We start from the raw sequence: 18,482 nt of genomic DNA, 5'->3' as shown, positions 1-18,482 counted from the left end.
TTTCAATTATTTAGCAGATGGATTGATCATCACAGAAGAATTGGAAATACTTTTCATAGACTGAGACTGTTTTCCATCGGAAATCGTCTCGATCTGAGTAGTTTTTACCGTAATATTCTGATTAGTGATCCATCCTGTATTCTGATCAAATTTTATAGTTCCGTTTTGGGCAAGTTCACTGCTTAAGCTGTGAGTGATCGGTCCCTGAGTTTTTTTCTCTGTTTTCTTAGGAATTCCTCCCGTTACTGAAATTTCTGCTGTCCCGTTTCCAACACTTTTCAATGTATAGCTTGAAGTTACTTTAATGGTTCCGCTTGGATCTGCGTTTTCGGTATTCGTCCACTTCTCACCAACTTTTGCTCCTTTTTTAGGAATAATTGTTAAGTTTTTATTGAACTGGTCTTTCAATATTTTTTCATTGAAAGTTTCTTTAAGGCTGGCTACAACACTCGCTTTTTGATTAGCATCTTTAATCAGTGTTCCAATAGCATTACCAACTTTCGTATAGATAGCCTCAAAACCGGTAATGGAAATTACATTACCTTTTGTATCCATTTTCATGTTCAGTTTATTCCCGGAAGTAAGTGCTTTATTGATGTTCCAGATCATTTTCAGATCATCTTCTTTAGGCATCGGTTGTTTTGTATCGACAACGATCGTTTTTCCCTGAGCGGATTGTGAGTTTCTTTTTCCTACAAGATTCAACGTCATGTCATATACATTTCCTTTGATATCATTCACCGTGAATGTCATCTCATCCGTAGATTCGCTTGTTCCACTCACTGTTTTTCCTTGAGGATCCGTCATTGTTTTCACATCTCTCTGGTAAGTTACCAGAGGATATGTTTTTCCTTTTTCAAGCTTGAAAGATTGAGTGTAAATTCCTGCGGAATCTTTAATAGCCGGGTTTTCTTCTACTTTAGCTACAGAATCTGCCGGAACTTCTACTGTGATGGTTTTCCCTGTTTTAGGATCTACTTTGGTGATTTTTGCCGTTTCTTTTTTGCAAGATACAAGAGCTATGGAAATCAGCGCTAATGCTGCTATATTTTTCATTGTAATTATTTTTTAATGTTGATTAATTGATTTTCACAAGTTTCTGTCTCATCGCTTCATACAGAATCGCACCACAGGCAACAGAAACGTTTAAAGACTGTGTTTTTCCTTCAATAGGTAATTTTATTTTTTCATCGGAATGATGCAAAACTTCTTTAGAGATTCCGGTTTCCTCATTTCCCATAACAATGGCGCAAGGCTCGGTAAAGTCAATATCGTAGATCAGTTTTTGAGCCTTTTCAGAGGCTGCAAATACAGAAATTCCGCTTTGCTGAAGAAAATCTACAGTATGGGCAAGGTTAGCTTCCTTACAGATTTTCACATTATAAATAGCTCCCGCGGAAGTTTTAATCGCATCTGAATTGATAGGGGCTGCACCTTTTTCAGGAATAATCACAGCATCTACCCCTACACATTCCGCCGTTCTACAAATGGCTCCGAAATTTCTCACATCAGTAAGTCGGTCAAGAATTAACAAGAAAGGCGTTTTTCCTTCTTCAAATAGCTGTGGTACAAGATCTTCCACCTTATGAAAAGGAACATCAGAAATAAAAGCCACTACTCCCTGATGATTTTTTCTGGTAAATCGGTTCAGCTTTTCAACCGGAACATAATTGGGACGGATTTTATTTTTAGCTAAAACAGCTTTCAATTCTGCATAAATAGGACCTTGCAGTGCATTTTGCACAAAGATCTTGTCAATCGTTTTTCCTGCTTCAATAGCTTCAATCACCGGACGGAGTCCGAAAATAAAATCGTCTTTTTTATCGTTGTTAGTATTCATTAATCTTCAGTTAAAAAGTTGTTCGAGTAGTGCCCATATATTGTGTTTTCTTCCAGAAGGGTTGCTCTTCCTTCAAAAAACGGATTGTGATCCAGATCAGTCCAAACCAGTCTGAAAACATTTTGGGAAGTTTCTTCGATTTTTAAATAATTGATCATGGCTTGCTTATCCTCAATCCATGACGTGATGTATTCTCCTGCAAATCCTGCATCATCACTAATTCTATTGGCACTTTCCGATAAAATGGCCTGGTCAATATTATTTAAATATTCACCAATCAGATTTCCGGTATTAGTAAGTCTAAAATGAAAACTACCGTGAACAGACATATACTTTTAATATTTTTCTCCTAAAATTGCTCTTTTTTGTGCCATCGCATAGCCATAATGAAGACTTTCATGCATATTGTTGAAAATAATGGCATCTTGGATACTCTTCAGATCCATTCCGAAACTTGTAGTATACGGTGTGTAATCCGAAAAGAAATCACTGTCATAATCTTTCATTAAAATTTTTGAAGTCTCCGTCAGCAAAAATTCAAGATCCTCCACCTCAGATTTCTGGACATTCAGGTTCGGTAAGGTCCCTTTTTTATACGTTTCGATCCAATATTTATCAATCCGGAAAGGATTTCCGCTCAAATAATAGTGCAAAAGCTGCTGAGTGGCAACTGTGTGAGCAATGTTCCAGTAAATATTGTTATTGAAACCGTCAGGAATCAGCAAAAGATCTTCGTGGGAAGTATTCTGCAGGATACCCAGAAGGTTTTTTCTTACCTGTCTGTGAGCTTGAAAATGATAATTCATTTTGCAAAAATTTTAATCACCAAAAATAGTTTAATAAACTGGAAATGACAATTTTTGAGCCTGTGTTTACCATAAATTTATATATTTTTATGAAAAAAAATGAATAACGCAATGCGGTTTTAAGAGTTCAATACTTCTGAATCTCGCATTAATGCGGGGAATATTTAACAAACTTTAACTTAAATATGGCATTAATTGTGTTGATTAATGCAAGTATTTATTAGAAATTTACCAATTATTTTAAATTAAGCTATGTCAGATACATATCAAGCAGAAGACATTCGTCAGTTAACGGAAAAGATCAAGGAACAAAACTATTTGTTTTCTCTTCTGAGACAGGAAATCAACAAGGTTATTATTGGGCAGGAATATATGGTGGACCGCCTTTTGGTAGGTCTTTTGGGGAATGGCCACGTTCTTCTGGAAGGAGTTCCGGGGCTGGCTAAAACATTAGCCATCAAAACATTGGCGGAAGCTGTGCATGGTGAGTTCTCAAGAATCCAGTTTACCCCGGATCTGCTTCCCGCAGATGTGGTGGGAACTATGATTTATAACATCAAAGACAATGATTTTTCAATAAAAAGAGGCCCTGTTTTTGCTAATTTTGTGTTAGCGGATGAGATCAACCGTGCCCCTGCTAAAGTGCAGTCTGCTCTTTTGGAGGTGATGCAGGAAAAGCAGGTGACGATTGGGGATGAAACCATGAAGCTACCAAAGCCTTTTCTGGTATTGGCAACACAAAACCCTATCGATCAGGAGGGAACTTATCTGCTGCCTGAAGCACAGAGTGACCGTTTTATGCTGAAATGCAGAATCGATTATCCTGAATTTGAAGACGAAAGAACTGTGATGAGGATGGTTTCTACCTCTCATCAACCAGAGATCAAACCTGTGATCTCTTTGGAAAATATTGTTGATGCCAAATCTCTTGTGAACCAGATCTATCTGGATGAGAAGATTGAAAAATATATTCTGGATATGGTGTTTGCTACACGTTTTCCTGAAAAATATGGGCTTTCTGAGCTTAAAAATTATATCAGTTTCGGGGCTTCTCCGAGGGCATCCATTAACCTTGCTATCGCATCAAGAGCTTACGCTTTCCTGAAAGGCAGAGCATTTGTAATTCCTGAAGATGTAAAAGCGTTGGCAAAAGATGTGTTAAGACACAGAATCGGTCTTACTTTCGAGGCTGAAGCCGAAGAAATATCATCTGAAGAAATCATCGACAGAATTTTAGCGAAAATCCAAGCTCCTTAATAACAATCAGATGGAGGAAATTGTAATCAGAAAAGCTGTTCAGGAAGATTGTGCTCCTATGTTGGCGCTGATCAAAGAACTGGCAGAATATGAAAAAGCTTTACATGAAGTTACTCTAAATCTGGACCAGTTTATTGAAGACGGATTTGGACAATCTCCGGTTTGGGGAGCTTTTATAGCTGAAATTGATGGAGAAATTGTAGGAATTTCCTTGTATTATGACAGATATTCCACATGGAAAGGCAGAAGATTGTATCTTGAAGATCTGGTTGTGACAGAAAGAATGAGAGGAAAGCAGATCGGTAAAAAATTATTTGATGCCACTTTGGAATATGGAAAATCCAATACATACAGTGGAATGGTTTTTCAGGTATTGAACTGGAATGAGCCCGCTATCAACTTTTACAAAAAGTATGATCCGAAGTTCGATGATGAATGGTTGAATGTTTCCATTGAGTTTAAAGCTTAAGGAATTTTATTCTATGGATTGGCAATATTTAAAAGATGAAGTTTATTTTTCCGATGGTTCATTAAGAGATATCTACGTTTTGGATACTTTAAGATCTGATTGGCAAAAATGGATTGATTTTGTTAACGAAAACTATAAAATCAAATTTGAATATTGTGATTACGATGGAAATTTGAAATTCGACGATAAAATTATTTCAAAACCTGTCTTTGATTTTTGGGATAAAAAAAATGATTTTACAGTCAATGCGACTATTAATGTTGGAAATATTATTGTGAAATGCTATTTTTTTACAGAAGAAGAATTAGAAAATGATATTGAGCCACTAGAAGTGAAAAATATAGATCAGCACGATCAAATTATAGAGTATTTGAAGTCGGTTTCTAAAATTTTGAATAAAGAAGTTATACTGACAACTGAAAATTATTCTGCAAATTATGATGTGTTAGTTACAGTAAATAATAATCATGTATTGATAAAATAAACATGCAGATAAAAGATATTGTAAAAAAAGTAAAGCAGATAGAAATCCGTACCCGCAAGAAGACGGAAGCTACTTTAATGGGGCAATATCATAGTGCTTTTAAAGGGCAGGGAATGACGTTTTCTGAAGTGCGTCCCTACCAGTTCGGAGATGAGATCAGAAGAATCGACTGGAACAAAACGGCACGTTTCCGTGAACCTTTTGTAAAAGTAATGGAGGAGGAAAGAGAGCTGACCATGATGCTGTTGGTAGATATTTCCGCTTCCATGGATTATGGAACAAAAACCCAGCTGAAAAGAGAATATGTAGCAGAAATTGCGGCAAGTTTAGGTTTTTCAGCAGCAGGAAATAATGATAAAGTAGGATTGATTTTATTTGCCGATAAAGTATATAAGGTGATTCCGCCTCAAAAAGGAAGGAAACATATTCTTTCCATTATCAGTAATATATTAACGGCGGATTATGTTCCTTCTGTTTCCAATATTGATAAGGCGATGGAGTATATGATGGGAATTTTTAAAAGAAAATCCCTGGTTTTCTTATTCTCGGATTTTGAAGACCCTTATGATTCCAAAATTTTAAGGGCGGCATCAAAAAAACATCAGGTGTTGGGAATGAGGATTTATGATGAAAAGGATAATGAAATTCCTGATGTAGGCTACGCGTTGTTGCATGATGTGGAAACAGGAGCTCAGGTTTGGGCGAACACTTCCAGTGCAAGGTGGAGGTATACCTTTGCAGAAGCTCAGAAGCAAAAAGTAAAAGCTTTGGAAGAAGACTTTGCCAACAGTGCGGCCAGTTTTATGAATGTAAATACCGGTGCGGATTATTCAAAATTGTTGTATAATTATTTTCAAAAGAAGTGATCAGTTTTTATGTCATTCAGAATCGGCGTTATCAAAATGGAGAACCTGAAAAGACTAAAAAGTTTCATTAAAAATGTAATGATAAGTTGAAAAAAATATTATTTATTATATGTTTCCTGGTCTGTGCCAATGCTTTCTCACAGATTCTTTCTTCCAATGTTGAGAAGAAAACCCTTGCATTAGGTGAAACGGATCATATTGTTATTAAAATCGATAATATCGGAGGGCAGAAAGTTTCTGCCGCTCCCAAAGATGAATTGCTTCCTTTTCATTTCGAAGAAATTAAAGACAGCATAGGAGTCAATGCCAATTCCTATGAAAGAAAAATAGAATTTGCCGTATATGAAGAAGGGAAGTTTACCATTCCCGAACTTGAATTTAAGGTAGGAGGTAAAATCTTAAAAACCATCCCTTATGAAATTGAGGTCATTAATACTGCTCAAAAAGGAGATCAGATTAATGATATTATGAAAAACAAAGAAGTTAAGCTGGAAGCCACTGATTATTGGGAGCTTTATAAATGGTACGTCCTTGCAGCCTTAGCTTTAATTGCTTTGATTATTGCAATCATCATGTTCGTTAAGTGGGGCAGAAAGAAAAAAAGTTCTCCGGTTGTAGCAACGAATCAGACATTAAAGGAACTTGAATCTCTTAAAAAGAAAAAATATATAGAAGAAGGCAATTATCGCTCATTCTATGTGGAACTGATTGATATTTCAAGGAATTTTATCACCAAACAGTATCATTTGCCGGCAGATGTCTTATTAACGGATGATCTGGTTCAGCTTATGAAAAAGAATAATACCATTTCTCAGGAAAATGAAAAAATAGTGGAAGAAGTATTTGTAAGAGGGGATCTGGTGAAATTTGCCAAAACATTCCCTGATAAGAATACTATGGAAAAAGATTTTATGGATATCAGAGAATTTGTAAAAAGATCATCAAAGGATTTAGAATTTGAAAACTTGAGAAAGGATGTTTAATTTTGAGTTTTACAGCCCATGGTTTCTGCTTCTTTTTCTGTTGTTTATCCCTGTTTTTTTCAGAGATATAAGCAAACAGAAGAAGAAAGGGATCAAAGTACCTACTGTTCAGCACATGAAGAACAGCGGGGGAATTCAGCTGGTGCTTTTTCTTCTGAAAATATCCAAATACATTATCCTTTCTGCACTTATCATTGCGATGGCAAGACCGAGAACTTTTACGGTTTCCCAGGACCGAGACGATACCAAAGGAGTGGATATCATGCTTTCCATAGACGTTTCCCTGAGTATGCTGTCCAAAGATTTAACGCCCGATCGTATCACAGCATTGAAAGATATTGCAGTGAAATTCGTAAACAAACGTCCTAATGACAGAATAGGTGTGGTGGCTTATGCTGCGGAAGCATTCACGAAAGTGCCTGTGACTTCTGATCATCAGGTCGTTGTAGATGAAATCAAAAACCTGAATTCAGTCGGTCTTGAGCCGGGAACCGCAATTGGAGAAGGACTCGCCGTTGCGGTGAACCACCTGATCAAAAGTAAGGCAAAAAGTAAAGTGATTATTTTGATGACAGACGGAGTCAGCAACATAGAAAACGCGATTCCTCCGATGGCCGCTGCTGAATTGGCGAGGAACAATAATATCAAAGTATATGCTATAGGAATCGGAACCAATGGATATGCTTTAATGCCTACTGCACAGGATATTTTCGGTGAATTGATATTTACGGAAACAGAAGTAGCTATTGATGAGAATACATTGAGAGAAGTGGCTCAGACAACAGGAGGGAAATATTTCCGTGCAACTTCCAACAGCAGCCTGGAAGAAGTATATGATGAGATCAATCAATTGGAAAAATCAGACGTAAAGGTATCGAAGCTGTATAATTATCAGGAGTATTTCAAGATCTTTTTATGGGTTGCGCTGGGAATGTTGATTATTGATGCTTTACTAAGATGGGTATTTTATAAAATTGTAAGCTGATGGAGTGGTATTTAGGAAATTACTGGTATTTGTTATTGCTGTTGCTGTTGCCGCTGCTGGCTTTCTTCTTGGTCCGTTTTCTGAAATGGAAAAAGAAAAAAAGAGAAATCTTTGCAGACAGCTCTTTTCATGATAATTTATTTGAGAAAAAATCTGGTTTTACTAAATTTTTTCCGACATTATATCTGTTAGGAACACTTTTCCTGATATTTTCAATTATTGACCTTTTGAATGGATCTGAAGAGGTAAAAAGCAACCAAAGGCTGAATAATGTGGTTTTTATGCTCGATGTATCCAATTCTATGAATGCGGAAGATATAGAACCCAGTCGTTTGACTCAGGCCAAAAACCTCATGATCAACACCATGCAAAAAATGAAGAATGATAAGGTGGGAATTGTGATTTTTGCCGGAGAAGCGATCTCCATTATGCCTTTAACAACAGATTATAATTCTGCAGAAACCTACATCAGCGGAATTGAAACGAATTCAATGCAAATACAGGGTACAGATTTTTTGAAAGGGATGCAGGCAGCTGTGGAAAAATTTAAAAATGTAAGCAAAGGCTCAAGGAAAGTGATCTTATTGAGTGACGGAGAAGATAATGAAGGCAATGATAATGCAGCTATTCGTTTGGCAAACAGTGAAGGAATAACAGTAACTTCTGTGGGAATAGGATCTGATGAAGGTGCTCCCGTTCCTGAATATGAATTCGGGCAGTTAATGGGGTATAAAATTGATATGAACGGACAGACTGTTATTTCCAAAAGACAGACGGAAGCGCTTAAAAAAATAGCAGAATCTACAGGAGGAACTTATATTGACGGAAATAATATCAATGAATCACCGGATAAGATCATTGATGCGATCAATAAGAAGCTTTCCTCAACTGAAACACTGGTGAAATCTCAGAATGCGAATCACTACTATCAATATTTTTTAGCAGTTTCATTATTCTTTTTCTTTTTGATTTATCTTTTTAACCCTAAAAGAGACTTTAATGTCTAATTTCATACATTGTCATCAAAGGATTACTTTAACCGAATTTTAACAAATAGAAACCTGTTTCTTAACATATAAAGGAATAATTTTGCATATGATGAATACTAAAATCATAATTTTATCGTTTATTGTTGCCTTTTCGTTCTCCAACCTTCTGTTTGGGCAGAAAAATTACAAGACTTTAGTCTATGAAGGGAACCAGAAATTCAACGGAAAAGATTATGATGGTGCATCTTCCAAGTACATGGAAGCTATAAAATCCAATGAAAAAGATTTTACGGCTCACTACAATTTGGGGAATGCTTTGTATAAAAATAAGAAGTATGAAGAAGCCAAAGCGGAGTTTGAAAAGGCACAAAGTCTTTCTCAGACCCTTCCGGATAAAGCGGCAGCACTTCATAATTTAGGGAATACCTATATGCAGATGAACCAGCCGGAAAAGGCGGCAGACTATTATAAGCAGTCCCTGAAGCAGGATCCTTATAACGAAGCAACCAGAAAGAATTATGAGATTGCCAAGTTGAAGGAGAAACAAAACGAACAAAAGAAAAATCAGCAGAATAATGCTGGAAAAGGCGGTGGAGGAAATGATCAGAATAAAAATGATGATCAGAAAGGAGATAAAAAAGATCAGCAGGATCAAGGAAATGGGCAGCAAAATAAAGGAGAAAGCCCGCAAGGAAATAATCCTGATCAGAATAAAAATAATGAAGGCAAAATGCCTAAAGATCTTGAAAACGCAATTTTAAATAAAGTAAGCGAGAAAGAAAAAGAAACCGCCAGAAGAATTTTAAATAAAAATTCTTATTCGATGCCTCAAAGCAACGAGAAAGATTGGTGATGAAACACAGATTGATTTACATATTGTTCCTTCTTACATCCGTAATTTCTTACGGACAGGTAAATCTCAGACTTGATACGGACAAAGATGAATACAATGGTAAAGACATTGTAAATCTTACTGTGATCCTGGAACTGGACGGGAGTGATCTCGAACAGCAGACCGCATTTCAGTTACCTGACCTTTCCAAATTCAATATTATCGGAAGCGGATCAGTCACCAATACATTCATTGATCCGGCCACTAATACAGTAATTACCCAAAAAATATCCAGAATTGCTCTGGAGCCTAAGAAAAAAGGAAAAATCAAAATCGGATCCGTACTGGTTACCATCAATAATAAGATCTATAAAACGGAACCTTTTGATATCATCGTAAAAGATATTGATAAAAGGTCTTTAGCTGCCAATACCGTATCCAATGATGTCTTCCTGAATATGGAGATAGAAGACAGGGAGGTCTATCAGGATCAGCCCACCATTGCGGTTCTTAGGGTATATTCCAGGAATATGGATAACCTGAGAAAGGTGAATAATATCCATCTTCCTCAACAAGAAAACATCAATGTCTATCCAATCAATTTTGCGAAATCTGAAATTGACCCTTCAGGTTATGGAAATATGCCATCACAGATTTTAGCGATGTTCCTGGTATTCCCGAATGAGTCCGGGTTTGTGGAAGTTCCTTCTGTATCAGCTTCGGTGAGTTCATATTCCAATAAAAATAAAATACTCTCCAATAAAGTAAAACTTAATGTAAAAAAGCTTCCAGAGGGCTCGCCGGAATATTTCAAAAATGCGGTAGGGAATTTTAATGTAAGTGTTTATAATGCTTCAAAAGAAAAAGTGGAGGTGAAAAAACCGATCAATGTAGTAGTGAAAGTGGCAGGGGAAGGAAACTTATCTGACCTTGAACTGCCAAAGATCGCTTCATCTCCTGACTATGAAGTTTTTGCACCTAAAGTTACTTCTAAGGTTACTCCAAGTATGACTGGGATTAAGGGAGAAATATTAGCTAATTATGTGGTGATCCCTAAAAAGCCGGGCCTTATTTCCATTAAAACCGAAGAGTTTGCATTCTTCAATCCGGAAAGTAAGGAATATGTAGATCTTGGCCAGGAAACATTAGCACTAAATGCGCTTTCCCATGAGCAGATTCTTGAATCCAGAACTACGGTGGAAAGAGTGAATGAATATACCAACAATCTTTTAGAGACGGTCAATACACCTGTATTGAAAACTACTTCATTTAAAGTGAAGGAAAAAAATAAATTCCATTGGAACATTCTTTTGACCAATATTGCCATTTTACTGGGATTGTTCATTGTTTATCTTTTATTTAAAAATTGGCAAAAAAAACGTGCTTTGGTTAAAGAAACTGTATCTGCAAAACCTCTGGGATCTGTAGCGGAAACTGAAAAAGAAATCAGACAAAGGCTTACCACCGATGTAAATGATTATTTCAGCTATCTGGAAAATCTGAAAGAGAATGGAGAATACCAAAAATTCTTTGATACCATTGATGAGCTTGATGCTGAAGTGCGGGGACAATATTTCCAAAGTTCGGTAGAAGATTTCCGAAAATTCCTGGAAAATTACAAAGGAAATTCAGTTGCTGAAGAGTATAGAAGTCTTTCCCAGAGAATTCAAATAGAAAAATATGCTCCTGTAAAATCTGCTGAAGGAATTGAAGAGCTTTTAAAAGCAGTTGTTAATTTGTATTCTCAGATTAGCAAATAGTCAATTATTTTTCATATTTTTGCGAAATTTTTAATTACAAAAGATGGAAGTTTTTGATCATTTTTCATTTAAGGAAATTGTGACCTGTTTTATGGTTCTTTTTGCCGTAATTGATATTATCGGCTCTGTTCCTATTATTGTAAGCTTACAGCAGAAATTCGGGAAAATAGAAGCGGAGAGAGCATCTATTACAGCCGGATTGATCATGCTGGTTTTCCTTTTTGTGGGGAATAAAATTCTGAAGTTTATTGGGGTGGATGTAAATTCCTTTGCGATTGCCGGTGCATTTGTGATTTTTGTCATAGCCCTGGAAATGATCCTGGGAATTGAGATCAATAAAACTTCAGAGGCTAAGTCGGCATCCATTGTTCCTATTGCATTTCCACTGGTTGCGGGTGCGGGAACTTTAACAACAACCCTTTCACTGAGAGCTGAATTTCATGATATTAATATTATTTGCGGTATCATTCTCAATACAATTTTCGTATATTTGGTGCTGAAATCTGCTACCTGGTTAGAGAAGAAAATGGGGGAAGCTACTTTGGCCATCCTGCAAAAAGTTTTCGGAATTATCCTTCTGGCAATTTCAATCAAATTATTCACTGCTAACTTTGCGCAATTGGTGCAAGCTTATATTAATTTTTAAGAATCATGGAGAAGACTTATAAAGTATTTTTAGTATTATTTATCGTTTTTATTGCCATTAATTTATATGCTTTAGACTGGCAATCAGAAGTTTTATCGGAAGATAACCTGAAGTTTGTATTCTCTATTGCAACAGCAATTATTGGTCTTATTTTACTTTTTGTTTTAAATACATGGAGTAAAATCGGTGCTAAGAAATAATTTTAATTGAGATATATTAAAGGAGCCTCTTTCAATTGGAAAGAGGCTCCTTTATGTTTCCAAAGTTATTCTGAATGAAATAACAAGTACTTTTTGCTCTAAGAAATCATCAGGTTCTTCAGAATTGCTTCTGATTTCAGTTCCGTTTCAATCCATTCCTTTTCCGGGTTGCTTTGAGCGGTAATTCCGCCTCCAACGAACACATGAACAGAATCCCGGTAAAGTTTTGCACAACGGAGATTGACGAAATATTGTATGGTTTCTTCAGTTTCTATCCTGATGTAACCCGCATATAATTCACGGGGATATTTTTCAAGCTTTTGAATGTTTTCTTTGCAAAACTCTTTCGGAATTCCACAGACAGCCGGAGTAGGATGAAGTTCAGTGATGATCTGATCAAGCTGTTCAGGTTGTATTTTGGCTTTAAAATCTGTTCTCAGATGTTTGATGTTGCCTGAAATGTGATCGTAAGTTTCTGAAACTTCTATAGCCCTAGTAAAGTTTTCAAGAATGTTTAAAATATAGGAAGAAACAGGCTTCTGTTCTTCGATTTCTTTTTCGGACCAGTTTTCTGAAATGGGAAGGGTTCCGGCAAGGCTCATCGTTTCAAACTCATGTGTGGTCTTGTTGAATTTTCCTAAAACCTCTGAAAAAGCTCCCATCCATGATTCTTCTTCATTGATGAATAGGTATCGGAAAGCGTTCGGATAGGACTGACATAAGTTTTTAAAGCTTTCCTTTACATTGATTGTATGAAAATCTTTGAAAATTTTTCTGCGGGAATATACAAGCTTGGGAAGACGGTTTTCTTTAATGACCTGTATCACTTTATTGAGCTGGTCCAAGTACTCAATTTGGGTTTCTGCGACGAAATTATTATCAGATATAGGTAATAAACTGTTTGTTATATTGTGCTGGTTGAAAAGCTCCGGATCTACTTTGATAATATTTCCATCAAAACCGATTTGCTTTTGGCCGTCAAATGAATAAAAGCGGATAGGTGTATGATGGGATTGCTCATCTATTGAATATAATGTTTCGTTGAAAGGAAGTTTGAAATAGATCATGAGTAGATGCTTTTTAGAAAACTGTTATCTGGAAATCATATAAGAAACTCCCAGGTTGATTTTCCTTTCTGCAAAGGTATTATTCGTATTAAAAACGTCAAAATCCAACGAGCTGTTTTTTAACGAAATATTTTTTAATTTATATTGCTGATAATCTGCTGTCAGAAGGATTTTTTTCAAAATGCGGTACTGCAATCCAAAAGAGAATCCTAAATTAACCTTATAGGTTTTAAAATCATCTACGGAATTATTTTCCGGAACTACGAACTGCATTTTATAAATATTTCTGTTTACTGAAACTCCGGCATAGGGGCGGATGTTTTTCCATTCATAGAAAAGCTTTGCATGAAGGACATATTCAAAATGCCTGTTATTGAATCTTTGAAATAATAAAGGCTCATGATCTTCGGTAAAATGGTAGCCGTTGAGAGGGGTAACTTCTGTGTTGGCATCCAAATCAAATGTTGAATTCCAATGGTAAACATTGAAATTCAGCATGACTGATAACGGAGTATCAATAATATCTTTTGCAGCCCAGACCCCGACATTTTCACCAAATTGCTGATTGTCCCCGGAAAGTTTTTGAGTCCATGTACTATTTTTAAATCCTATCCCTGCTTCTGCGCCGTAATGAAATGTTGCTTTTGGAATACTTCTTCTGGATGATATTCTGGCCCTTTTGAGTTTCGGATTCTGAGGTATAATTTTATCTGTAATGGCGAGAGTTGGGAAAATAATATCATCAAATCTGGCTTTTATCGGTTTTTCCAGGAAAATAGTATCATAAACAATCACTTTTTCATAAACATATACCGTGTCATTCTTCTTCTTTCTTTGGGCTGATGAAAAATGACTGAGGATTATTAATAAAAGAAAAGCTGCTTTTCTGAGAAACATTTCTGATTGTTTTTATCTTTCTACAAATACGGTATCTCGCTGGATAATTTTTTTTACAATAATAACTTTTTTTGACCTGTGTTTTGCTGAATCTTTCTGAATTGTTTTTGGTGATTGTTGAGGCTCTGTATTTTCTTTTGTACCGGTTATATTTTTTTGACTTTTGGTTTCTTTTTCATTGGCCTCATCAGATACAATCAATCCGGTTTCTGATTGCTGAGAAACATTATTTTCTGAGTTAAGATTTTCTTTTTCAGAAACTACATCTGGTTTATAAGTTACATTGTCATGATTATTGAAAGAATGATTGTTATGAGTTTTTAATAAGAAAACGGAAGCGATAATAATCAATAGAACAGTTCCACTGATAATTATTTTCTTTTTCAAGATCTGACCGGAGGAAGAAGGAACAATAATGCTATTCATTTTAATGTTATCCGGGATTTCCAGGCTTTTTGAAGGAGAAATTCTGAAGTCAGCAAATTTGCTTCTGAAAGTTTGTGCCCATAACAATCCTCCCAATCCGAATACCACCAGAAGCTGAGCTAATTTATTTTTTGGGGTGTTAGCATTCACACTGCTCATCAAAAAGCTCTGGATCGCTTTCTTTGCTCTTGATAAATGGGATTTGGAGGTATTGACAGAAATTCCCAGTAACCCGGAAATTTCCGCATGTGAACAGTTTTCAATAAAATACAGATTGAAAACAGATCGGTGATGAGAAGGAAGACGGTCTATGGATGATAACAGTTCTTCTTTCGTAAAATCATATATGAAGATGTGTTTTTCTTCTGAAGATGGATAGCTCATATCTGAATAAGTGTCTGGAATTTCTGATGATTCGGAACTAACAAAAATTTCTTTATGGCTTTTGCGCAAATACTGCAATGCGTTATTCACCACAATTTTTTTAAGCCAGGCATGAACTGCTTTTTCTTCTCTCAGCTGATGGCTGTTTTGAATGGCCATCATAAAGCTATCCTGAACAATATCCTCCGCAGTCTGAATGTCCTGTATATATCTGCGACAAATCCCAAGGAGTTTCGGGGAATACTCATTGTAAATCTGTTTCCAGTCGGTATGGTGGTTTTGTCTCATATACTTTTAATTTTTCAGTTATAAAAAATGGAATATATTTTCCAAATAAATAACTTTATCTATGGACCATCAGGTACATTATTCGGTCTTTTCATCTATCTTTTTCTTATAAGATGCAGAAAAATAAAAAGGTTGCAGCAATGATATAAAAAAAGACTCAATTTTTTTGAGTCTTTATATTTTTAATGATAATTAAACTATTTCAAAAGAATGTTATTTGTCATCGTCGTATGATTGATCAGTACTCCTTTTTCATCACGGATCTCAATTTCCGAAACATGCATGGTCTTTCCTTTTCTTATGAATCGGGCTGTTGCGGTAACAATTCCGTCTTTTTTGCTTTTTAGGTGATTGGAGTTGATGTTGGTTCCTACACCATAATATTTGCTGCCATCGATGAACATATTAGAGAGGCTTGAACCTAAGGTTTCGGCTAAAACACAGCTTGCACCGCCATGAAGAATTCCGAAAGGCTGGTGTACTTTAGGCTGAACAGGCATGGTAGCGGTTAACGTTTCATTTTCCAGATCAATATCAGTGAATTGTATTTCTAAGGTTTTGGCTAGCGTTACATCTCCCCAGTTATTTAAAAATGCTAATATTTCTTCTTTTGTTTCTCCTCGCATGATGATAGATAATGAATGATAATTGATTAGTAATGATTTTGCTGAATTTTATTTCTGATTCTCTTCAGTGCCCATGATATTGGGGTTCCAGTTGGCCGGAACTTTAGGCACGATATCGTTTTTAATGTAATAATCCTGGATTTCCTGCATAATTTCTGCAAAAGGTACAGAGGCAATTCTTTCATAAGGAATAGTATACCCCAGATAAACGATTTTTCTTTTAAAATCTCCTGCCGCGAGAACAATAGGAACTTTGGCGGCTAAAGCCATGTGATAAAACCCCTTTCTCCATTTCGGAACCCAGCTTCTGGTTCCTTCCGGAGTGATTACCAGACTGAAATCTTCTTTTTCAAATTGTTTGGCCACAAAATTAACGAGATCATTCTTTTGGCTTCTGTCTATACCAATACCTCCCAATCCTTTCACAATACCACCGTACCAGGCTTTGGTATGGGCGTCTTTAATAATTACTTTCAATGGTTTGTCCAGAGACCAATAGGCAAAATTCCCTAAAATATATTCCATATTATGGGTATGAGGAGCTACCACCAGAATGCATCTGTTCAGGTTGTTTACATCTCCCTGTAAAACAACTTTCCAGCCCATCATTTTCAACATCAGTTTTCCTATCAGTTTCTTCATAATCTCAGTATTAAAAACAAAAAAAGTACAACCAAATGGGTTATACTTTACAAATATATTGAAATATTATCGCTCTTAAAACAAACCGCTGATTAAATCTACGATTTTCATTACAAATTCTAGTGCTATCTGTACCATGGTTATAAATATTTGTTCTTGATTTGGGGAAGTTTATAATTACTACACGAAGGTATAATAAATTTTTAACATGAAGAATAAAATAATAAGATTTTTTTATTCAACTTGAGAGAAGAAGAGTGTGAATTTCAAACGGTTGCTATCCATTCACACCTTCTGCCACTCTCTGCAGTTTAGTTATTTAGTTTGTATGGAAATTTCGTTTTTTCCGTCTTTTACTTTGATGTCTAAATCCTTATTCAGTTTTTTGACTTCGGATGCCATAGAATCAATTACTTTGTCAGCTTTATTATTCGGAACTTTTTTCCCGTTGATGATAATACTGTCTTTATCATCGGAGTTGTATTCAATGGTAGAGCCGTTTACAGAAATCTTGTTTTTTTCTATTCTGATATTTCCGTCTTCATCTTTGTCCTGATCATCATCATTGATCCCGTCTCCGTTCAAATCACCGTCAAAATCAATTCTGTCTTTTTTTGCAGGGATCACTATTGCTTTGGAAGGAATTACTAATTCATAATCAATGCTGTAATCTCTGAATCTGTGCTCATAAGGATATTTAACATAGTTAGGAAGAATGATCTTATTGTTGATGATATCTACCGGAACATTTACATTCAATGGAAGGTTATAACCTTTGGCTTCTTTTTTAATGATCAGGTATGGCGTTTTTACATCAGCTTTTCTTGTCACCTCTACATGGATCCAATCTTTTTTGTAAACTGAAACCTTATCAGAGTAAAGATCATCTTCATATCCTGTAAAGTTCTGAGGAATAGCCACTTGTTTTACATCTACATATAATGTGTCTGAAGTGGTGTTGATAGAAACTTCTTCCGTATCTTCCTTATGACCTTTTAAGAACATTTCTTTTTTAGCCATGCTGATTCCAAAATATGTTGAGATCGCAATTAAACTAAGGATCAATGCTCCTAAAACCCAACCTGTATTTCTTAATTTTGTTTTTGGCGAAATTAATTTGATGCTTAATAAGGCGAATAATAAGGCTGGAATCAAGCTTCCTAAGATGATCATTGCCATAATAACGTATTTCATTCCGTCATTATCAAAATAGAAATCCATTTCGCCGATAGGAGGGAAGTCGTTATTTCCCATGAATCCGAATACTACAAATACTCCGATCAAGCAAGAGAAAGACATAAGTGCGAAGATTCCTCCTAAAACATATCTTACCACATTCCATATTCCGCTCCCGGCATTGTTGATGTACGGTTTACTTTCATTATACATCTCTCCGACCCTCTGAGTAGATTCATTGGCAAATTGTACCAACTTATTAGACTCATTCTTAAGATTGTCGAAGTTCATAGGCTTTCCCTTCATTTTCAGGAAATCTGCTGCAGTTTCGGCTTTTGGAAGCACAATCCAAAGTATGATGTATAATAATGCAATTAATGAAGAAGAAATGGCAGCGGTAAAAATGCCCAGAATGAAGATTCCTAACCAGATAGCTCTCATGGCAGTAATGTCCATTCCCACGTAATGTGCTAAACCGGCACAAACTCCTGCTATTTTTTGTCTTTCAGGGTCACGGAATAGTTGTTTTTTATCGGAATAGGTAGTTCCTGCGTTGTTGTATCTTGCACTGTTCTTTTCAGAATAGTAAGCTTCTTCCTGCTCTTCGATCTTTTCAGGAGTTCCGATCTGAGCAATTACTCTTTCTACGTCTCCATCGTTGATCACTTCTCTTTTACCTAAAGAATCTTTGAAGATCTCAACCATTCTGATTTCTATGTCATGCATTACCTCTTCTGCTTCTGAAGCATCCAATGAGCTTCTCAGAGCATTCAGGTAATCGCTAAGCTTTATATATGCGTGTTCTTCTATGGTGAAAGAAAAACCGGCGAGTCCTATTGAGAGTGTCTTGTTCATAGCT

Annotated in this window: 21 protein-coding genes; 11 read left to right on the top strand and 10 right to left on the bottom strand. The window is 36.0% G+C overall.

Translation table 11 applies throughout. The features are described 5' to 3' along the window. Window positions 1-6 precede the first annotated feature (6 nt). From EGI05_RS05670 to EGI05_RS05655, 4 genes are read right to left on the bottom strand one after another with little or no spacing between them, the layout of a single operon-like run. The gene (locus tag EGI05_RS05670; protein ID WP_123262077.1) at window positions 7-1,056 is read right to left on the bottom strand and encodes a DUF6263 family protein; all 1,050 of its coding nucleotides are present in this window, start codon (window positions 1,054-1,056) and stop codon (window positions 7-9) included. Window positions 1,057-1,078: 22 nt separating this feature from the next. After that, window positions 1,079-1,840, bottom strand: a complete 762-nt coding sequence (gene rlmB / locus EGI05_RS05665) for a 23S rRNA (guanosine(2251)-2'-O)-methyltransferase RlmB (protein ID WP_123262076.1) — start codon at window positions 1,838-1,840, stop codon at window positions 1,079-1,081. After that, window positions 1,840-2,169, bottom strand: a complete 330-nt coding sequence (locus EGI05_RS05660; RefSeq protein ID WP_123262075.1) for a hypothetical protein — start codon at window positions 2,167-2,169, stop codon at window positions 1,840-1,842. Before EGI05_RS05660 ends, rlmB begins: the two co-directional genes overlap by 1 nt. A gap of 6 nt (window positions 2,170-2,175) precedes the next feature. Beyond that, window positions 2,176-2,646 (bottom strand): DinB family protein, encoded by a 471-nt coding sequence (locus tag EGI05_RS05655; RefSeq protein WP_123262074.1) that lies wholly within the window; start codon window positions 2,644-2,646, stop codon window positions 2,176-2,178. A 252-nt stretch (window positions 2,647-2,898) separates the two neighbouring features. On the opposite strand from EGI05_RS05655, the gene EGI05_RS05650 reads away from it, so the two are divergent. The 11 genes from EGI05_RS05650 to EGI05_RS05600 all read left to right on the top strand — a co-directional run bounded on the left by EGI05_RS05650 (window position 2,899) and on the right by EGI05_RS05600 (window position 12,117). Further along, complete coding sequence (locus EGI05_RS05650; protein WP_123262073.1) at window positions 2,899-3,903, top strand: AAA family ATPase; 1,005 nt, start codon at window positions 2,899-2,901, stop codon at window positions 3,901-3,903. Window positions 3,904-3,913: 10 nt separating this feature from the next. After that, on the top strand, window positions 3,914-4,372 hold the full coding sequence (locus EGI05_RS05645) for a GNAT family N-acetyltransferase (protein ID WP_123262072.1): 459 nt from the start codon (window positions 3,914-3,916) through the stop codon (window positions 4,370-4,372). 13 nt (window positions 4,373-4,385) lie between these two features. Then, window positions 4,386-4,856: a hypothetical protein gene (locus EGI05_RS05640; protein WP_134197347.1), complete on the top strand. Its 471-nt coding sequence runs from the start codon at window positions 4,386-4,388 to the stop codon at window positions 4,854-4,856. 2 nt (window positions 4,857-4,858) lie between these two features. Next, on the top strand, window positions 4,859-5,722 hold the full coding sequence (locus EGI05_RS05635; RefSeq protein ID WP_123262070.1) for a DUF58 domain-containing protein: 864 nt from the start codon (window positions 4,859-4,861) through the stop codon (window positions 5,720-5,722). An 86-nt stretch (window positions 5,723-5,808) separates the two neighbouring features. After that, window positions 5,809-6,705, top strand: a complete 897-nt coding sequence (locus tag EGI05_RS05630; RefSeq protein ID WP_123262069.1) for a BatD family protein — start codon at window positions 5,809-5,811, stop codon at window positions 6,703-6,705. After that, window positions 6,698-7,690 (top strand): VWA domain-containing protein, encoded by a 993-nt coding sequence (locus EGI05_RS05625; protein WP_123262068.1) that lies wholly within the window; start codon window positions 6,698-6,700, stop codon window positions 7,688-7,690. The genes EGI05_RS05630 and EGI05_RS05625 overlap by 8 nt, the downstream gene beginning before the upstream one ends. Next, window positions 7,690-8,697, top strand: coding sequence for a vWA domain-containing protein (locus EGI05_RS05620; protein WP_123262067.1), 1,008 nt, complete (start codon window positions 7,690-7,692; stop codon window positions 8,695-8,697). The genes EGI05_RS05625 and EGI05_RS05620 overlap by 1 nt, the downstream gene beginning before the upstream one ends. Before the next feature lie 88 nt (window positions 8,698-8,785). Next, window positions 8,786-9,532, top strand: coding sequence for a tetratricopeptide repeat protein (locus EGI05_RS05615; protein ID WP_228428557.1), 747 nt, complete (start codon window positions 8,786-8,788; stop codon window positions 9,530-9,532). Continuing rightward, a complete protein-coding gene (locus EGI05_RS05610) occupies window positions 9,532-11,271 on the top strand; it encodes a BatD family protein (RefSeq protein WP_123262066.1) in 1,740 nt (579 codons plus the stop codon). The genes EGI05_RS05615 and EGI05_RS05610 overlap by 1 nt, the downstream gene beginning before the upstream one ends. Window positions 11,272-11,314: 43 nt before the next feature. Further along, window positions 11,315-11,917, top strand: a complete 603-nt coding sequence (locus EGI05_RS05605) for a MarC family protein (RefSeq protein WP_123262065.1) — start codon at window positions 11,315-11,317, stop codon at window positions 11,915-11,917. A gap of 5 nt (window positions 11,918-11,922) precedes the next feature. Next, window positions 11,923-12,117 (top strand): hypothetical protein, encoded by a 195-nt coding sequence (locus EGI05_RS05600; RefSeq protein ID WP_123262064.1) that lies wholly within the window; start codon window positions 11,923-11,925, stop codon window positions 12,115-12,117. Window positions 12,118-12,215: 98 nt separating this feature from the next. Here EGI05_RS05600 and EGI05_RS05595 read toward each other — a convergent pair whose 3' ends face one another. The 6 genes from EGI05_RS05595 to EGI05_RS05570 all read right to left on the bottom strand — a co-directional run bounded on the left by EGI05_RS05595 (window position 12,216) and on the right by EGI05_RS05570 (window position 18,478). Then, complete coding sequence (locus EGI05_RS05595; RefSeq protein ID WP_123262063.1) at window positions 12,216-13,184, bottom strand: chorismate-binding protein; 969 nt, start codon at window positions 13,182-13,184, stop codon at window positions 12,216-12,218. 24 nt (window positions 13,185-13,208) lie between these two features. Further along, complete coding sequence (locus tag EGI05_RS05590) at window positions 13,209-14,081, bottom strand: outer membrane beta-barrel protein (protein WP_123262062.1); 873 nt, start codon at window positions 14,079-14,081, stop codon at window positions 13,209-13,211. Between the two features lie 12 nt (window positions 14,082-14,093). After that, window positions 14,094-15,179 (bottom strand): RNA polymerase sigma factor, encoded by a 1,086-nt coding sequence (locus tag EGI05_RS05585; protein ID WP_123262061.1) that lies wholly within the window; start codon window positions 15,177-15,179, stop codon window positions 14,094-14,096. 197 nt (window positions 15,180-15,376) lie between these two features. Continuing rightward, a complete protein-coding gene (locus EGI05_RS05580) occupies window positions 15,377-15,805 on the bottom strand; it encodes a PaaI family thioesterase (protein ID WP_123262060.1) in 429 nt (142 codons plus the stop codon). Between the two features lie 48 nt (window positions 15,806-15,853). Beyond that, the gene (locus tag EGI05_RS05575) at window positions 15,854-16,447 is read right to left on the bottom strand and encodes a 1-acyl-sn-glycerol-3-phosphate acyltransferase (protein ID WP_123262059.1); all 594 of its coding nucleotides are present in this window, start codon (window positions 16,445-16,447) and stop codon (window positions 15,854-15,856) included. A 315-nt stretch (window positions 16,448-16,762) separates the two neighbouring features. Further along, window positions 16,763-18,478 carry a PspC domain-containing protein gene (locus EGI05_RS05570; protein WP_123262058.1) on the bottom strand — a complete coding sequence of 572 codons (1,716 nt, stop codon included), beginning with the start codon at window positions 18,476-18,478 and terminating at the stop codon, window positions 16,763-16,765. Window positions 18,479-18,482: the final 4 nt, after the last annotated feature.

Origin of the sequence: Chryseobacterium daecheongense, assembly GCF_003729955.1 — a bacterium.
Taxonomy (GTDB): Bacteria; Bacteroidota; Bacteroidia; order Flavobacteriales; family Weeksellaceae; genus Chryseobacterium; species Chryseobacterium daecheongense.
This window is presented reverse-complemented; position numbering and strand designations above follow the sequence as displayed.